Origin of the sequence: Brevundimonas sp. GW460-12-10-14-LB2 (assembly GCF_001636925.1) — a bacterium.
Lineage (GTDB): Bacteria > Pseudomonadota > Alphaproteobacteria > Caulobacterales > Caulobacteraceae > Brevundimonas > Brevundimonas vesicularis.
Genome location: NZ_CP015511.1, coordinates 1,059,712 through 1,075,195 on the forward strand (window position 1 = coordinate 1,059,712; position 15,484 = coordinate 1,075,195).

Consider the following 15,484-nt stretch of genomic DNA (forward strand, 5'->3'; position numbering starts at 1 on the left):
CTGGAAAGCGGCGCTACCAGCTTGTGGTCTCTCTAGCGGCCGCCATATTCGGCGTTCTGCTGATCATGACCGGGGTAGAACTCAAGCGGGAGTTCGCCAGCGCCGGGGCCTTGCGGGCGGCGGTGCAGCGGTCCTACGACACCCGCCTCCAGATTCAGTCGGTGTTCTCGCTGATGCAGGACGCGGAGACCGGCCAGCGGGGGTACATCATCACCGGCAACGCCAGTTTCCTCGAACCCTACGATCACGCGCTGGATCGTCTTGATAGCCAGATGACGGCGCTGGGCGGCCTCTACGAAGGCAATGCCGAGCAGACCGGGAACTATCGGAACCTGTCACGCCAGATCGCCCGGAAGCGGCAGGTCATGCAACGCTCGATCGGCCTGCGGCAAGGCGGTGACGCCGCGGCCGCCTCCGCGCAGGTCTCGACCGGCGAGGGCAAGGCCGCCATGGACGATATCCGCCGGGTGGTGGATCACATGACCCGATACGAGGCCAACCATCTGGCCCAGCTGTCCGACAGGGCCCAAGGCCGCACGGCGCGAACCGAAATCCTGGTGGTGGCCCTGTTCCTCGCGCTGGTGCTGACAGCAGCGGGCGCGGCGTTTCTGGTCTGGCGCTATCTGGCCACGCGCGGCGCACTGCTGGAACGCCTGGAGGCGGCCGCGGCGCGGCATGCCGCCACCCTGGACAGCGCCTTCGACGCCATCATCACCCTGAACCCCAGCGGCAGCATCGAGACGCTCAATCCGGCGGCCGAACGGATGTTCGGCTGGCGCGCGGAAGACCTGGTCCGGCGCGACGTTGGCGTCCTGATCGATCTGGCGAATAACGGCGAAGGCTCGTTCCTGGACCGTCTGGGCGCCAGCCAGGGCGCCTTGGCCGACGGTCTGCTGCGGGAGCTGAACGGCAAGCGGCGGGACGGGCAGACCTTCGCGGCCGATGTGGCGCTCGGCGCCATGGACCTGCCGACCGGGCGACATGTTGTGGCGGTGGTGCGCGACATCACCGAGCGGCGGCGGGTGGCCGAGATGAAGGACGCCTTCGTCTCGACGGTCAGTCACGAACTCCGGACGCCGCTGACCTCCATCGCCGGGTCGCTGGGCCTGCTGGCCGGTGGAGCCGGGGGGGAGCTTCCGGACAAGGCCGCGCGCCTGATCGGCATCGCCCATTCCAACAGCCAGCGGCTGGTGCGGCTGATCAACGACATCCTGGATGTCGAGAAGCTGGAGTCCGGCAAGCTGATCTTGGCCATGTCGCCGCTCGACCTGAGGGAGATCGCCGCGCGGTCGATCGACGGCGTTCGGGGTTACGCGGATCAGCTCGGCGTCTCGCTGAGTCTCGGCGAGGGTGATCCGGCCCCGGTGCGGGGCGATGCGGACCGGCTGATCCAGGTGGTGACCAACCTGCTGTCCAACGCGGCGAAATTCTCGCCCGCCGGCGGGGAGGTCGCGGTGACTGTCAATCCCGAGGCCCGGATCGCACGCCTCAGCGTCACCGACCACGGTCCAGGCATTCCGGAGGCCTTCCGCTCGCGCATCTTCGGCAAGTTCGCTCAAGCGGACTCGACGGACACCCGGGCCAAGGGCGGGACGGGGCTGGGCCTCGCCATCGCCCGTGAGATCGCCGAACGCCACGGCGGACGGCTGTGGTTCGAGTCCGCCGAGGGAGACGGCGCCACCTTCCATCTGGACCTCCCGCTCGATCTGCCTGAACAGGCCAGCAGCCGGGGCGTGGGCCGCATCCTGATCTGCGAGGACGATCCGGACGCCGCCAGGATCCTTGCCGAGATGGTGGCGCAGGAGGGTTATGACGCCGACGTCGCCGCCACCGCCCGCGAGGCCCTGACCATGGCCCAGGCCGGGCGCTATGCGCTGGGGCTGGTCGACCTTCATCTGCCGGACGCGGACGGCGTCAGTCTGATCCGGGCTCTGAAGGCCGGCGAGGACACGCGCGCCATGCCCGTGATCGTGGTGTCCGGCGACGTCGCCCGCGGCAAGGTGAGGGGACGGTCGCTCGAGGTGGCGGACTGGATGGAGAAGCCGGTCGATCCATCGCGTCTGCGCCTGGCGGTGCAGGCCCTCGCCCGGGCGGACGCCAAGCCGGTCGTGCTGCATGTGGACGATGATCGCGACATTCTGGAGGTGACGCGACAGGCCCTGACCTCAGTCGAGGTTCGCGGCGTCGAGAGCCTCGCCGAGGCGCGTGAGGCCCTGCAGGACCGCCGTCCGGACCTCGTGATCCTCGATCTGGGGCTGCCGGACGGGCATGGTCTGGACCTGCTGCCGGAACTGACAGATGAGGAGGGGCGAACCATCCCCGTGGTCATCTATTCCGCGCAGGATACGGACCGTCAGGCGGCGCCGGCGGTTCAGGCGGTGCTGACCAAGTCTCGGATGTCCCTGACCCAGCTGGCGCGGACAGTTCGTCGCCTGACCCGTAGTTCCGGAGGCTGCTCATGAGCACCGCACTGACCGTTCTTCATGTCGACGACGAGGACGACATCCGCGAGGTGGCGGCGTTCGCGCTGGAGCTGGACCCGGGCATAAGCCTGGCCTCGGCGGCCTCCGGACAGGCGGCGCTGTCGGTTCTGGACGGCGGCCTGCGCCCGGACGTCATCCTTCTGGACGTGATGATGCCTCACCTCGACGGGCCCGGCACGCTGGGGCGTCTGCGGGAGCGGCCCGAGCATGTGCAGACCCCGGTCATCTTCATGACCGCGCGGGCGCAGTCAGGTGAGGTTGATCACTACCGGGCGCTTGGAGCGCTCGACGTCATCATCAAGCCGTTCGATCCGATGACCCTGGCCAAAGACGTGCGGGCCATTCTCGCGGCCCGGCGATGACGGACATCCTCCCGGCCTTGCGGGCGCGCTTTCTGGAGCGTTGCGCCGGTGATGTGGTGCGGCTTGAGGACCTGCTGGCGCGCGATGACCTCGGCGCTGAAGCGCTAAGCAGTCTGGTGCACAGCTTGTCGGGCGCGGCGGGCACCTTCGGCTTTCCGGAGATCAGTCTGGCCGCCGGCGCGGCGGACGACGCGTTCGCCGCGGGCGGGACACCGTCACCCGACGAAATCCATCACCTGATCCGGACCTTGGAGGCGGCGCTGGTCACACCGGAGGGCTGAAGCCCCGGCGGGTCATCGTTCCCCACGATTGGCTACGGCGCAGGTACTGCCAGACGCCGCGCAGGCGCCAGAGGTTGTTCAGCTGGCGGTAGCCGAAATTCTCAAGCACCGCGATGCCGGTCAGCAGCAGGAGGTCCCGGGCGCGCGGGAACCTGCGCAACTCGGATTCCTCGAGCGCCAGCGCGCCGACCGAAATCACCACGCCGAAGGTGAAGCTGACCGCCAGGAAGGCCAGCAGGTACTCGAGCGACAGCAGGCCCAGCACCCAGAAGGCCGGAATCAAAATGTAGCCCAGCATCTCGACGATCGGGCCCAGCACATCCACGAGGAAGATGTAGCCGAAGCCGACGGGCCCCAGTCGGCCGTAACGGGGTCGGAACATCACATCCCAGTGCCGCTCGAAGGTTTCCAGCGCGCCGCGATGCCAGCGGGCGCGTTGACGGCCCAGCACCCTCAAGTCCTCGGGCGCCTCGGTCCAGCAGACAGGCTCCGGCACGAAGGCCACCCGGTACGGGCGGCCCTGGTTGCGCATCAGCCGGTGCAGCTTGACCACCAGCTCCATGTCCTCGCCGACCGTCCCGTGGGTATAGCCGCCCGCCTCGATTACGCGCGCCCGCCGGAACAGGCCGAAGGCGCCGGAGATGATGGTCAGGGTGTTGATCCGACTCCAGGCGAGCCGGGCCATCAGGAAGGCGCGCAGGTATTCCACCGTCTGCAGCAGGGCCAGCAGGTTGCGGGGCGGGCGCACCTCCAGAACTCGCCCGTCGCGAATGACGCAGCCGTTCGCGATCCGGACGGTGCCGCCGACGGCGACCGTACGCTCCGGGTCCTCCACAAAGGGACGGACGGCGCGCAGCAGGGCGTCAGGCTCCAGCAGAGAGTCGGCGTCCATCGAGCAGAAGATGGGCGCCCGGGACACGTTGATCCCGGCGTTCAGGGCGTCCGCCTTGCCGCCGTTTTCCTTGTCCACCACGATCAGGCGAGGCTGGTGCGTCGCCGCGTAGACGCCCCGGATCGGCTGATGGTCCAGCGCCTGGTCATAGTGCCGTTGGACGAGCTTCAGCTCATACGCGTCGATCAGCACCTGCAGGGTGGCGTCCTTCGACCCGTCGTTGATGACGATCACCTCGAAGCTGGGATAGCGGAGCGACAGCAGGGAGCGCACGCTCTGAACGATCGTCATCGCCTCGTTGTAGGCGGGCGCCAGCAAGGCGATCGGGGGCGAGGCTTCCGCATAGCGTCGCCACAGGACCGCGGGCCGGGGAATCGGGAGACGGGTCGCCAGCGCCCGGGCCGCCAGCAACAGCTGGAACATATAGATGAGGTTCTGGGCCACCCCCGTTCCGATGACGAACAGGGCGATGGAGCGGGCGAAACCGACCATCAGGACGGCGATCTCGTGGGTCACGACGTCGCCTCCGAGAGGCCGCGTTCCGCCAGAACCAGCGAGGCGGCGCGCCGCATGAGGTCCTGATCGGCTCGGGCGGCGATCCGCAGGCTGGCGACGCCCTTGTCGCCCAGCATGGTCAGTGCCTCGCCGGCCCGGAACCGCACCCACCAGGCGGGATCGGCCAGGGCCTGGACCAGAAGGGGCGCGGCCTCGAGCAGGCCGATGCGTCCGGCGGCCTCGCATGCGGCGGACCGGACTTCCCAGATCTCGTCTTCCAGCGCGGTCATCATCGCCGGCGCGGCTGCGGGATGGCCGAGCACGCCCAGCGCGCGGATGGAGGCGATCCGGAGTTCGAGCTCAGGCGCAGCCGCGTTGCGCATCAGGGGTTCGACGGCGCGGTAGTCGCCCGCTGCACCCAGAGCATCCGCCAGAAGGGCGCGGTTCGCCGCCGGCGCGGTCGACAGCATGAAGGCGTCCAGCGCCTGGGCCGGCGCGGCCTCGGCCGCGCGCCGGATGACCGGTTCGTACAGCAGCGAGTCCTGCAGCCCACCCGCGGCGATGTCGTTCAGCAGAGCGTTCAAAGGCGGGGCCGCATCCAGATCAAGCAGCGAGATCAGGATGGCGACCCTCAGGTCGCCGTCACGCGAGCGTTGAAGGACGCCTCGCAGGGCGTCCACCGTCGCCGTCTCGGGAAAGGCGCAGAGGGCCTCGGCCGATGCGATCCGGCCGGCCTTGCTGCCGCGATCCAGACGCGCCCGCAGCCGGTCGGGGACGCCCATCCCGACCAAAACCTCGATCAGCCGTTCCCGCTCCGCGCCACGGATTAGACCCAGCACATCCAACACGGCCTCGGCCATTAACCGCGCGCGGCGCCGGTAGGGCTTCAGGCGCATGAGCGCTTCGAGGTCGCCGCCGAGGATATCGAGGAATGCGGTGCGTACGCGGGCCTGGTCCGCGGCGCGACGGGCGTCGCCGCGTTCCCGGAACAACCGGGCGATGATCAGCCCGAACATCCACGCGACCGCCGCCAGCCCCATGACCAGCGAACCTGCCCACAGGAGACCCAGCAGGCTCACCAGAAGCGCCAGCCAAGCCCGAGGCTGATCGCCTCGCGGTCATAGGCCCCGCGGTCCTCCTTCAGGACGCCGAAACGCAGACTGGTCCGGTCCGTCAGATCGACTTCGCCGCCGAGGCTGACGGCGCTGACGTCGACGGTCACGCCTTCGCTGGTTTCCGGTGCATCAGCGTGATCCAGACGGAGCCGCACACGGTCGGTGGCCGCCCACTGGACGCTGACGGCATAACCGTCCCGCCGTTGATCGGTTTCGTCCCAGACATTGATCCAGCGCGCGGCCAGCCGTAGGCGGCCATCGGCCAGCTGGGCGGCCAGACCGGGCTGCAGGCTGTTCACCGTCCCGCTGGCGAAGCGCGCGGTGGAGGCGTCCAGCGTCGCGCTGATCCCGCCGCTCAGGGGGACGTCGGCGCCCGCCCGCAGCGAGGCTTCCGGCCGGTAATCGGCCTCCACCGCAGCGCCCAAGGCCACATAGACGCCGCCGGCTCCGATCCGGTGGTCCAGGCGCCCCTCAAGGAAGACGTCGTCCTGACCGAACCGTTCGGTCCACTCGGCCGCGGCGCCGAAGCTCCACCGGTCATTCAGCGTCCGCACCGCGCCCAGGCGGGCCTCGCTCCAGTCCGGAAGGCCTGCGCCGAGGCGGCTGCGGGAGACGTCGAAATCCACTCTCCAGACGGCCGGCAGCCCGAGCGTCGGCCTCAGCGCGCGGACATCGGGACGGTCCGGCGCGGCGGCCAGCGCCCGTCCCGCCTCGACCCGGGCCTGTGCGAGATCGCCCCGGCGTTGCGCGGCACGGGCCAACCCGACGCGGGCGTCGACATAGTCCGGTGCGGCGTAAAGCACCGCAAGGAAATCAGCCTCGGCCTCCGCAGTCCGATCCAGCGCCAGCAGGGCAAGCCCGCGGTTCAGGCGGGCGTCGACGTCGCCGGGACGGGCTTGCAGGACGCGATCCAGCTTCTCGACGGTCGCGTCATAGCGTCCTGCCCGTCGATCCGCGACCGCCGCTTCATACAGCGCCGTCGCGTCAATACGGACGTCAGCCGGGACGTCTTGAAGGAACATTCCCCTGCTCCATCTGCGCCGTCGTAAGCAGCCGTCGGATACGTTGCACCAGCTCGTCGGGAATGAAGGGCTTGGCGAGATAGTCGGCGGCGCCCAGTTGCAGCCCGCCGACCACATCCTGTTCGCGCTTGAGGGCGGTCAGCATGATCACTGGGATATCGCGCTCGCTGGCGCCCGCCTTGAGCCTGCGCAGCACCTCGAACCCGTCCATCACCGGCATCATGGCGTCCAGAACGATCAAATCGGGCGCATGATTTCTGACCATGTCGAGAACCTCGCCGCCATGTTCGGCGGCGAAAATCTGGTGATCTTCCGCCGCCAGCTTGTGCTGCAACAACGCCCGCAGCAACGGGTCATCATCCGCAATTAGGATGCGCGCCATCACTCACTCCACAATTGGCCCGCCCGAACCTGGCGGCATGATAGAGTCAGGAGTGTGAATCAAGCCCTAGGGAAATGGGAAACAATGCTCGCATCTCAGATGCGAGCCTTCTCAGCCAAGCTTAGCCGGCAGGGCATCGTCCAAGCCGCCATATGCCGCATCGGCGTGGCACGAGGTTCTTGCTGGGTGCGATGTTGCGCAGAGAGCGTCTGTCCAGTCGATTTCGACTTACCCGGAGACTCGCTTATTGGCGGCGCGGCAGAAGACGTTGCGCGTCCGTCGTGCCGACATCAGAAGCCTCGCCTACCTGTTTCGCCTCAGGGGCTCGGCGGCGACGTTCGTCTTTACAGAAGGGAAGCCGCAGTGGTTTTGTCACCACGTTTTGCCTCATGGGTCTGGATTGCGACGGCGGCTCGGACAAAAACGCTGAGCTGGGATCGATGTCGATGCGAGAGGCGGCCGCCTTGGCGGTGAAAATGTCCCGCAAAACTACGATTTCAGAATGAAATGTTGCGACTCTGTTCGAACGTCCGACGCTCGGCGACTAGCGGATGTTAGCAGCTGACGATGTGAGAAGACGCGGTTCCCAGCGGCGACCTCTGAACGATTCGCCGCCCGACGCGCGATCCAACGAGGTCGGTTTAGAAAAACTCTGTCGCCATCGGCAGGTCTTCGCCCTAGCGTGTCGCCGCTGCAATCGAAGGCGGATCAGCCGCCGGGTCAGCGAGAGGAAACATACAATGCGCATCTTGTACATCGCCGCTGCGGCCGCCTTGGCCTTGTCGGCCTGCTCCGAGCGGACCGAGGAAAACGCAGCCGCGACTGCGGAAAACGCGGGCGACACGGTCGCCTCGGCGGCTAGCGACACAGCAGCGAATGCGGACGCCGCCGCCGACACGACTGCGGCTGCGGCCCGGGACGCGGCAGCTAACGCCGATGCCGCCGCCGATACCGCAGCGCGCAAGACCGATGCGGCCGCTGACGCTGCGGCCCGGACCCAGTAAGAGAAACGTCGCGACGCTCCGGATGCCTAGCGGGGGCGTCGCGACATCTTCAATATGATGTAAGCTGTGCGACCGGCTCACCGGGCGATTTTGGTCGGGAGACACGGACATGCTGGAAGTCGGAACCACCTGCTGGCGTGCCGAAGTCGCGCCCCGCGCCGCGCTGCTGGTGGACATGGAGCCCTATCTGGCGGCCGCAAAGGCGGCGATGAGCCAGGCGAGTCGGACCATCCACTTCCTGAACTGGGCCTTTGATCCCGACACTGTCCTTGATCACAAGCCAGCGGACGGCTCTGGTCCGCAAACAATCGGCCGCTTCCTCAAAGAGCTGTCGCAAGCCCAGTCAAATCTGGAAATCCGGATCCTGTGCTGGAAGTCGCCCCTAGCCGTTGCGGCCACGCAGCGCTTCTTTCCCTGGCGCAGCCGTCGCTTCTTCGCCGACACGCGCGTCGATTTCCGTCTGGACGGAACCTTGCCGCCAGGCGCTTCCCACCACCAGAAGGTCATCATCGTGGATGACGCCGTGGCCTTCTGCGGCAGTTGCGACATCGGTCCCGACCGATGGGATAGCCCCGAACATCTCCACCCCGACCCGCGTCGGGGGAAGACCGATAAGGGAACGCCCTGCTACGATTGCCGCCATGAGGTCATGGCGATGGTCGATGGTCCTCCGGCGGCCACTCTGGGTGCCCTTTTCCGCGAACGGTGGGCGAGAGCGACGGGAGAGCCGCTTGCCGCCTGGGCTGAAACCGTTTGCGACGTCTGGCCGGACGCTGTGAAGCCCGATCTGGAAAACGTTGAGATCGGCGTGTCTCGAACCCAGGCCCCGTGGAAAGATTTTCCAGAGTTGAGGGAGGGCGAGGCGGCCACATTGGCCGCGATCGCCTCGGCCAAAACGGACCTCTACATCGAAAACCAGTATTTCACCTCGCCCATCGTGGCGGAGGCCATCGCCCAACGGCTCGATGAAGCCGACGGTCCCGAGGTGATCCTGGTGTCGACCCGGCATTCGCCAAGCTGGTTTGACCAGATGACCATGGACAAGACACGTTCGGCCTTCCTCAAACGGCTTGAAGACGCGGATCGGCATGGGCGGTTCAGCGCCTATAGCCCAGTCACCCGCAACGGCCGGATCATCATCGTCCACGCCAAGCTTGCCGTTGTCGACGATCGGTTCGTTCGCATCGGGTCCAGCAACGTCAACAACCGATCTCAAGGCTTCGATAGCGAATGCGACCTGACCCTGGATGCGGGGTCGGATCCCGAAGCGTCAGGAAGAACGCGCGTCGGCCGGTTTCGTAACCGACTGATCGCCCACTGGCTGGGGTGCGAAGAGAGGCAGGTCACCCGGGCGATTTTGGCCCGAGGCGGCATCAGTGCCGGCATCGAACATCTGCGGGACGAAGGTTTTGGTCGTCTCCGTCCGCTTCGATCACGCCGTCACGGCGCCTTCTCCCGGTTCGTCGCCGAACACCATCTAGGCGATCCAATCTCGGCTGCCGACAGCTTGCGACCGTGGCGCCGACCGGCGCAGATGCGACACAAGCTGGCCGCGGCGGCGCATCGGCTGGTCCGCGCCCACATTCCGGCGCCGGAGGTGCGGCCCGGCGGTTCGGTCGAACCAAGCCTCGTCCAGGACTAGTGCCTTGCGCAAGCGATAGCTCACGTTCGGAGCTGATGGGTCAGGACGCAAAACAAGGTTCACGGGATAAGCCGTAGAAGATTTGCGTCTCGCCCAGACCGGAGCGCTCTGACAGGGGGCAGCCCGGGCGGATTAGAGCAAATTCCCAGCCCAACAGGCACGATATGGCGCTTGGCGACGTCCGGATGCTCGCCCTTTCCAAAAGGCGCGCCGACGTTGGCAACGGCTTCAAGCGCGCTGAGCTGATCGGATTTCGACACAATCGCGGGCTCGATCAGCGGGCGCGGCATTCGTCCGCAACGGATGGAAGCGGACGTCAGGTCGCCACGCCTTCGTGGGCAAGCGTCGCCAACAACGCAATTAGTCCTAGGCCGTCGTCCTTTTTAAGGAGGGTCTCCACTCGAGGCGTCAGCTTGGCGAGATTGACCCGGGCCATCGACCAGTTCGGGAGAAGCCGCCGTTCCGAGCCGCCGCGCAAGAGGATGGTCAGCTCCGTGTGCCGTGGATCCCGTTCCAGCAACCTTACAAGCTCGTCAAGGGCGGAGGGCGGGCCTTCCAGAAGCTGGACGTACGTCAGCTGGGAAAAACCTAGCGCTCCTGTGACGTGTAGCCGCGCGTTCCTTGGAACCGAGGACCGGAAAATCGGGTCCAAGGCCACCTCTGGCAAAATCCCAACAGACCGACTGCGGTATATTAGACGATCGATCAATCTCCGACTTCCTTGCAATTGGCGTCCCAGATCGCGCGGTCAATGCGCCGCGTGATGAGAATCCAGGGCCAGTTCATCGATAAATCCGACGAGCTGAGCCAACGTAAACGGCTTGGCCAAACGAGGCAGGTCGGCGAGACCACGACCGGGCGTAGGGTGGAGGTCAGCGTAGCCCGACACCAAGGCCACGGCCGCCGTCGGCCGCAACTCCCTAACCCGTTCTGCAAGCTGGCTGCCCGACAGCCCGGGCATGACTTCATCCGTCAACACGAGGTCGATCTCGGGGTGTCTCTGAAAGATCACCATGGCCTCGTCGCCGGAGTTCGCCGCCAGAACGTTGTGGCCCAATTCGTCCAGCATCGCGACGGTGTTTGTGAGAACCAGAGGATCGTCATCGACGGCCAGCACGACAAGCCGCTTGCACGTTTCCTGTATCGCCTCGGTAACAGGCGATCCTGCTGTCGGAAACTCGGCAGTGGCTAGTGGCAACCACAGGTCGATACGGGTTCCCTTGCCGACCTCGCTATGGATCTCGATCCAGCCTCCGGACTGTCCTGCCAATCCCTGCACCATCGAAAGCCCAAGGCCGGTGCCCTTGCCTACACCCTTGGTCGTAAAGAACGGCTCGGTCACCTTGGCGGCGATCTCCGCTGGCATCCCGGTACCGTTGTCGCTCACGCTTAGTCGCACGAAGCTTCCAGCGCGACGTTCGCCTTCCGTCTTCGAAACGCTCACCTGATCGGCTGTGATGGCGATTTCTCCACCATTCGGGAGCGCGTCACGAGCGTTGACGACGAGGTTGAGCAACGCCGTCTCAAGTTGATACGGGTCGGTCTGGGCCCTCGGCAGAACCTCAGCGAACCGCATCTGCACATCGACATTTGGACCGATAGAGCGGCGGATAAATTCGCTCATACCCCTCACGAGGTGCGGGATGTCCACCGCTTCCAGTTTGAGTTCCTGCTTGCGTGCAAAGGCCAACATCCGTTGGGTGAGGATCGCGCCGCGCTCTGCGCCCTGAATGGCGTTCTCTAGCAGGGGCGTTGTTCGAGGGTCGTGCGGCAGCCGTTTCCGCAGCAGGTCGAGGCTTCCCAGAATGGCAGCCAGGAGGTTGTTGAAGTCGTGGGCGACGCCTCCGGTCAGTTGACCGATGGCTTCCATCTTCTGCGATTGGTAGAGCGCTTCACGCGCCGTCTCGAGTTCGCGTTGTGCGTTGGCGCGCTCGGTTATATCGCGGGTAATCTTGGCGAACCCGATGATCTCGCCGTCGTCGGCCGTGATCGGATCGATCACGACGTGCGCCCAAAAGCGCGTGCCATCGCTTCGCAGACGCCAACCTTCCTTTTCGAAATGCCCGGTCGCACGGGCGATACTCAAAGCCTCAGCCGGAGCCCCGGCGCCGACCTCCTCGGGACGGTAGAACCGCGAAAAATGTTCGCCGATAATCTCGTCCGGCTTGTAGCCCTTGATGCGCTCGGCCCCGGCGTTCCAGCTGATCACCTTGCCGCCCGGATCCAGCATGTAGATCGCGTAATCGGTAACGCCTTCAACGAGGATACGGAATAGTTCCTCGCTCTGGCGCAACGCTCTCTCGGCCGCTCGCTGCTCCGTCAGATCGCGGGTGATTTTGGCGTACCCGACAAGCTCGTTGCCGCGCCGGACCGGATCAATCACCACATGAGCCCAGAAACGGGTGCCGTCCTTGCGGAGCCGCCAGCCTTCAGCCTCGAACCGCCCCGCTTCGGAAGCAACGGCAAGGGCACGCTCCGGTCGGCCGGCGTCTCGGTCCTCCGGCGTATAGAACTGCGAGAAATGGGAGCCGAGAACTTCTCCAGCGGAGTACCCCTTGAAACGCTCCGCTCCCGGGTTCCAGCTAATCACATGGCGTCACATGCCGTCCTTGAGTCCATCTCCGGCGTCAATCATATGGGCTTCTTGGAGCGGTCGGGGCATTACAACAGCAGGACCATTGACTTCATCGCCGCCCGCTGCGGGAGAACCAAGGCCGGTTGAATCCACGGATCGGCAGTGAGGGCCGCTTAGGCTTGGACCGCGCCTGCGACCACCCGCGTCTTTGGGGAGGAAACGGCCACTGCGGCCGTCTAGCGGGCATTCTATCGAACCCCCGGAGGCGGCCGCTTCAACGTCTGTTATGGGTCGATTTCAGCCATAGGCGTCGGCGCTAAAAGCGGACGTTGGCTCTAGGGCGGAATGCGGTCGCGGGCGTCGTCCACCAAGGATAATCAGCCGACTTCGTCGGGGTCGTTGGAGATCGGAAGTGCAGCAATACCGATCACATGACTGCCAGCGTCGCGGGCTTTCAGCTGGAAATACGATATTCGCCACACTGAGTGTCGTGTTTGCCGAAGCCGGTGAATGACGGCTTCTGGCGCTTTTAAGAGGTCCGCACGGATAGCCACTTCTGACTCATTCGGGGCCTCGGGAATGTCTGCGTCGGTCGACGTCCGCGGCCAGATCGGAACGACGGTTCTAACCGGAAGCGCGCTCAAATCCTCTAGGCGACGGTGCAGTCCGATGTTCAAACGGGCTTCCTTTATTCGGCGTCTGGCGCGAGCGTCAGTCCCTGTGCGCCAAGGCATAGAGCCGGCGATGTTCGGGATAGGCCGCTTCGTGCATTCCGAGGCGTTCGATCACGCTCGACCAGAGCCACGAGGGCGCATCCAGCGCTTCGGATCTCCATTTCATAACCGTCTTGCGCCACGCCGCTCTTTCGGTGTGGTCAAGTTGGCGCCCATGAGCCTGGCCGACCACGCAGCCAAGATAGCGCGCCATGGCGGCGGCGCGCGCGGGTTTGGTGCACGTCAGTTCAAGCTTCAGATCCTGCAGCGCCAGTTCTCGCAAGACGACGGCCCGGCCCGCGATCGGCCCCACCACCATTCGCTCGCCAAGGTGCGGAGACAGCGCCTTTGCGCCGGCAACGACGCGAACGGCATTCGCCCGCGGCATGGCGACGCCGGGCGCGCGAGGTGCAGCCGCTTCGACCGCCTCCTTGACATCGACAAGCGCCATCTACGGATTGACGGATCCGATCCGCACCAGGACGGCGTATCGAAGCCGGCCGAGCGAACTGCACCCCTTCATCCAATAGGCGGCGTCGATGATGGCGACCGTGCGGTCAGGATTGTCGGCGCCGCCTCACTTGTCCAGCCGGGTCAGGAGATCCTTGGCGTCGGCGCTTTCAATCAACGCTCGACGAGCTTTTCGTTCGGAGGGCTTGATCGGCCAGAACCGCTTGCCCAGCGTGATTTTGGACTGCGGCCCGGACAGCCGTTCCTCGGCCAGTTGGGGCCAGCGGCGCTAAATCGATCGTTTCAACAGAGTTCGGATCGCCCGGCGGCTTCAGAGTGTCGGTGGAGCCGTCGTCAGGATTCATTTCGAGACCCTGATCATAGCCCTGCATAAGCTGCTCGAGCATCCGAGCGGTCGGAACGCCCGGGAGGTTGGAGTCCCTTGCTGCGGAGGCCAGCGACAGACCCAACCGGATAATGTCGTGCGCCGGGTTCCCGATGACCGTCTGGTCAAAGTCGCGAATCTGCACATCGACCTCGCCCTTGACGTCGGCGAGCGGATCCAGATTGCTCAGGTGGCAATCGCCGCAGATCCAGATCGGCGGCCCTTGAGGTACCCTCGCCGGCGAGGCGTCCAACCAGTCGTAGAACTGCTGGGTGCTGCCCGCACATAGGCGTGGGCGGATCGCGCCATCTTCAGTCGACGGATCAGTTTGAGGCTGGCCGCGCGCTCGGAGACGGAGGTTTAGGGTGACGAAACATTGGGCATTCTTTCGCCATTCGCGAGGCGAGCGCTTGGTTCATCTCAGACACCCGCTTTCAAAGGCAGCTGACTCAAAGGCGACGTGGAACAACGGCCCGGCGTCGATGACGCCGGGCCGTTCTGACTCATCCCACTCGGCTCAGCCGAGCCAAGAGACCGGCTTATCGATAGCGGGCGCGTTCCTCGAGAATCTGCTCAGACGTGTAGGGCTTGGCGTCGGCATCGAAGCCAGACCAGCCCGATTGGCGATAGGCTTCACCGCGCGTGGCGGCGTCGTAACCGCGGCTGCCGTCCAGGATGGCTTGAATTTGCTGCGCCTCGTCGCCGTCGGCCTTGACGCTGACGAGCGTACCCCCACGACGAACGCCTTCCGAATAGACGTTCGCTTCTTCGTCGCTGTGACCGGATTCCTTCAGTGCGCCGAGCAGGCCGCCTGTCGCGCCGCCGGCTGCGGCGCCGACCGCCGCCCCGACCGCCGTCGAAGCGAGCCAACCCGCGGCGACGACTGGGCCGAGGCCCGGAATGGCGAGCATGCCGAGGCCCGCAAGGACGCCCGCGCCGGCGCCGAGCAGACCGCCGGTGGTCGCCCCCTTGCCGGCGCCATCGGCGACATCGTTTTCGCCGTCGCCATTACGATCGCCTAGAGGGCCGGCCTTGTGATCGCGGGATCCGGAGTGCCAGTTATCGGCGTTGTTTGACACAATGCTGATCTTGTCGTGGTGAACGCCGGAGGACTCGAGCTTCGAGACGGCGTCCAGGGCTTCGGTGTGGCTGTCGAACAGCCGGGTGACGGTGGTCATGATGGGTCCTTGGGATTGTTTGAGAGAGGTGGAAATCAGGCTGCGATTATTGGGGCGACACGACGCCCTTGTAATCGACCGAAACGGTGACGGGTTCGCCGCCCGAGCGGGTGGCCTGGCCCTTCCATATGCCCTGGTCGTCCTGCATTAGGGGGCCGGAGACGACATAGCCTTGTTTCTCGATCGCTTCTTTCGCCTGACCTTCTGTGAAGGAGTTTGCGCCGGGCGTCAGAGCCGTCTTGTCGGATGTTTCCTGGGTATCGACGGCTGGGTTCATCGGCGCTTCGGCGGTGGAAACGGCCGGGCCTTCGACAGGCGCTTCGCTCCGCTCGTTGTTTCCGCAGGCGGTCAGAAGGACGGCGGTCGCCGAGACGGCGAGGGCGGCTTTCAACATGGGGTTTCCTTTCAAAGTGGTCCACTGAAAGGGGCCGCGGGCCGGCTTCGTTCCCAATGCCAAGGTTGTTGGATTCGGAAAGCTCGGGCCGTTGGCTGCCGCTGTTCGGTG

General features: G+C 65.6%; 16 protein-coding genes. 5 read left to right on the plus strand and 11 right to left on the minus strand.

Annotated features, from left to right (window positions below):
* Nucleotides 1–65: 65 nt before the first annotated feature.
* Genes A4249_RS05155 through A4249_RS05165 form a run of 3 tightly spaced genes read left to right on the plus strand, consistent with a single transcriptional unit; the run spans nucleotide 66 to nucleotide 3,126 of the window.
* The gene (locus A4249_RS05155) at nucleotides 66–2,462 is read left to right on the plus strand and encodes a CHASE3 domain-containing protein (RefSeq protein WP_197458460.1); all 2,397 of its coding nucleotides are present in this window, start codon (nucleotides 66–68) and stop codon (nucleotides 2,460–2,462) included.
* Nucleotides 2,459–2,845 carry a response regulator gene (locus tag A4249_RS05160; protein WP_055805184.1) on the plus strand — a complete coding sequence of 129 codons (387 nt, stop codon included), beginning with the start codon at nucleotides 2,459–2,461 and terminating at the stop codon, nucleotides 2,843–2,845. The genes A4249_RS05155 and A4249_RS05160 overlap by 4 nt, the downstream gene beginning before the upstream one ends.
* On the plus strand, nucleotides 2,842–3,126 hold the full coding sequence (locus A4249_RS05165; protein ID WP_066551451.1) for an Hpt domain-containing protein: 285 nt from the start codon (nucleotides 2,842–2,844) through the stop codon (nucleotides 3,124–3,126). Before A4249_RS05160 ends, A4249_RS05165 begins: the two co-directional genes overlap by 4 nt.
* Here the strand turns inward: A4249_RS05165 and A4249_RS05170 are convergent.
* Genes A4249_RS05170 through A4249_RS05185 form a run of 4 tightly spaced genes read right to left on the minus strand, consistent with a single transcriptional unit; the run spans nucleotide 3,110 to nucleotide 7,032 of the window.
* On the minus strand, nucleotides 3,110–4,534 hold the full coding sequence (locus tag A4249_RS05170) for a glycosyltransferase family 2 protein (protein ID WP_197458461.1): 1,425 nt from the start codon (nucleotides 4,532–4,534) through the stop codon (nucleotides 3,110–3,112). The genes A4249_RS05165 and A4249_RS05170 overlap by 17 nt on opposite strands.
* Nucleotides 4,531–5,592 carry a HEAT repeat domain-containing protein gene (locus tag A4249_RS16510; protein ID WP_066551452.1) on the minus strand — a complete coding sequence of 354 codons (1,062 nt, stop codon included), beginning with the start codon at nucleotides 5,590–5,592 and terminating at the stop codon, nucleotides 4,531–4,533. Before A4249_RS16510 ends, A4249_RS05170 begins: the two co-directional genes overlap by 4 nt.
* Nucleotides 5,589–6,650 carry a YaiO family outer membrane beta-barrel protein gene (locus tag A4249_RS05180; RefSeq protein ID WP_055805194.1) on the minus strand — a complete coding sequence of 354 codons (1,062 nt, stop codon included), beginning with the start codon at nucleotides 6,648–6,650 and terminating at the stop codon, nucleotides 5,589–5,591. The genes A4249_RS16510 and A4249_RS05180 overlap by 4 nt, the downstream gene beginning before the upstream one ends.
* Complete coding sequence (locus tag A4249_RS05185; protein ID WP_055805198.1) at nucleotides 6,625–7,032, minus strand: response regulator transcription factor; 408 nt, start codon at nucleotides 7,030–7,032, stop codon at nucleotides 6,625–6,627. The genes A4249_RS05180 and A4249_RS05185 overlap by 26 nt, the downstream gene beginning before the upstream one ends.
* Before the next feature lie 740 nt (nucleotides 7,033–7,772).
* Here A4249_RS05185 and A4249_RS05190 point away from each other — a divergent pair.
* Both A4249_RS05190 and A4249_RS05195 read left to right on the plus strand, forming a co-directional pair.
* Nucleotides 7,773–8,036, plus strand: coding sequence for a hypothetical protein (locus tag A4249_RS05190; RefSeq protein ID WP_066551453.1), 264 nt, complete (start codon nucleotides 7,773–7,775; stop codon nucleotides 8,034–8,036).
* Between the two features lie 109 nt (nucleotides 8,037–8,145).
* Nucleotides 8,146–9,678: a phospholipase D-like domain-containing protein gene (locus tag A4249_RS05195; RefSeq protein WP_066551454.1), complete on the plus strand. Its 1,533-nt coding sequence runs from the start codon at nucleotides 8,146–8,148 to the stop codon at nucleotides 9,676–9,678.
* Between the two features lie 316 nt (nucleotides 9,679–9,994).
* Here A4249_RS05195 and A4249_RS17150 read toward each other — a convergent pair whose 3' ends face one another.
* The 7 genes from A4249_RS17150 to A4249_RS05220 all read right to left on the minus strand — a co-directional run bounded on the left by A4249_RS17150 (nucleotide 9,995) and on the right by A4249_RS05220 (nucleotide 15,373).
* A complete protein-coding gene (locus tag A4249_RS17150) occupies nucleotides 9,995–10,336 on the minus strand; it encodes a BLUF domain-containing protein (protein ID WP_442854497.1) in 342 nt (113 codons plus the stop codon).
* Between the two features lie 90 nt (nucleotides 10,337–10,426).
* Entirely contained in the window at nucleotides 10,427–12,268 is a 1,842-nt protein-coding gene (locus tag A4249_RS05205) for a hybrid sensor histidine kinase/response regulator (RefSeq protein ID WP_066551456.1), read from the minus strand.
* Nucleotides 12,269–12,630: 362 nt separating this feature from the next.
* Entirely contained in the window at nucleotides 12,631–12,930 is a 300-nt protein-coding gene (locus A4249_RS16740; RefSeq protein ID WP_197458463.1) for a hypothetical protein, read from the minus strand.
* Between the two features lie 34 nt (nucleotides 12,931–12,964).
* The gene (locus tag A4249_RS16745) at nucleotides 12,965–13,417 is read right to left on the minus strand and encodes a DUF2252 family protein (protein WP_197458464.1); all 453 of its coding nucleotides are present in this window, start codon (nucleotides 13,415–13,417) and stop codon (nucleotides 12,965–12,967) included.
* Nucleotides 13,418–13,586: 169 nt separating this feature from the next.
* A complete protein-coding gene (locus tag A4249_RS16755; protein WP_197458465.1) occupies nucleotides 13,587–14,054 on the minus strand; it encodes a DUF2252 family protein in 468 nt (155 codons plus the stop codon).
* A gap of 286 nt (nucleotides 14,055–14,340) precedes the next feature.
* The gene (locus A4249_RS05215) at nucleotides 14,341–14,979 is read right to left on the minus strand and encodes a hypothetical protein (protein WP_066551457.1); all 639 of its coding nucleotides are present in this window, start codon (nucleotides 14,977–14,979) and stop codon (nucleotides 14,341–14,343) included.
* A 46-nt stretch (nucleotides 14,980–15,025) separates the two neighbouring features.
* Nucleotides 15,026–15,373, minus strand: coding sequence for a hypothetical protein (locus A4249_RS05220; RefSeq protein WP_066551458.1), 348 nt, complete (start codon nucleotides 15,371–15,373; stop codon nucleotides 15,026–15,028).
* Between the last annotated feature and the right edge of the window lie 111 nt (nucleotides 15,374–15,484).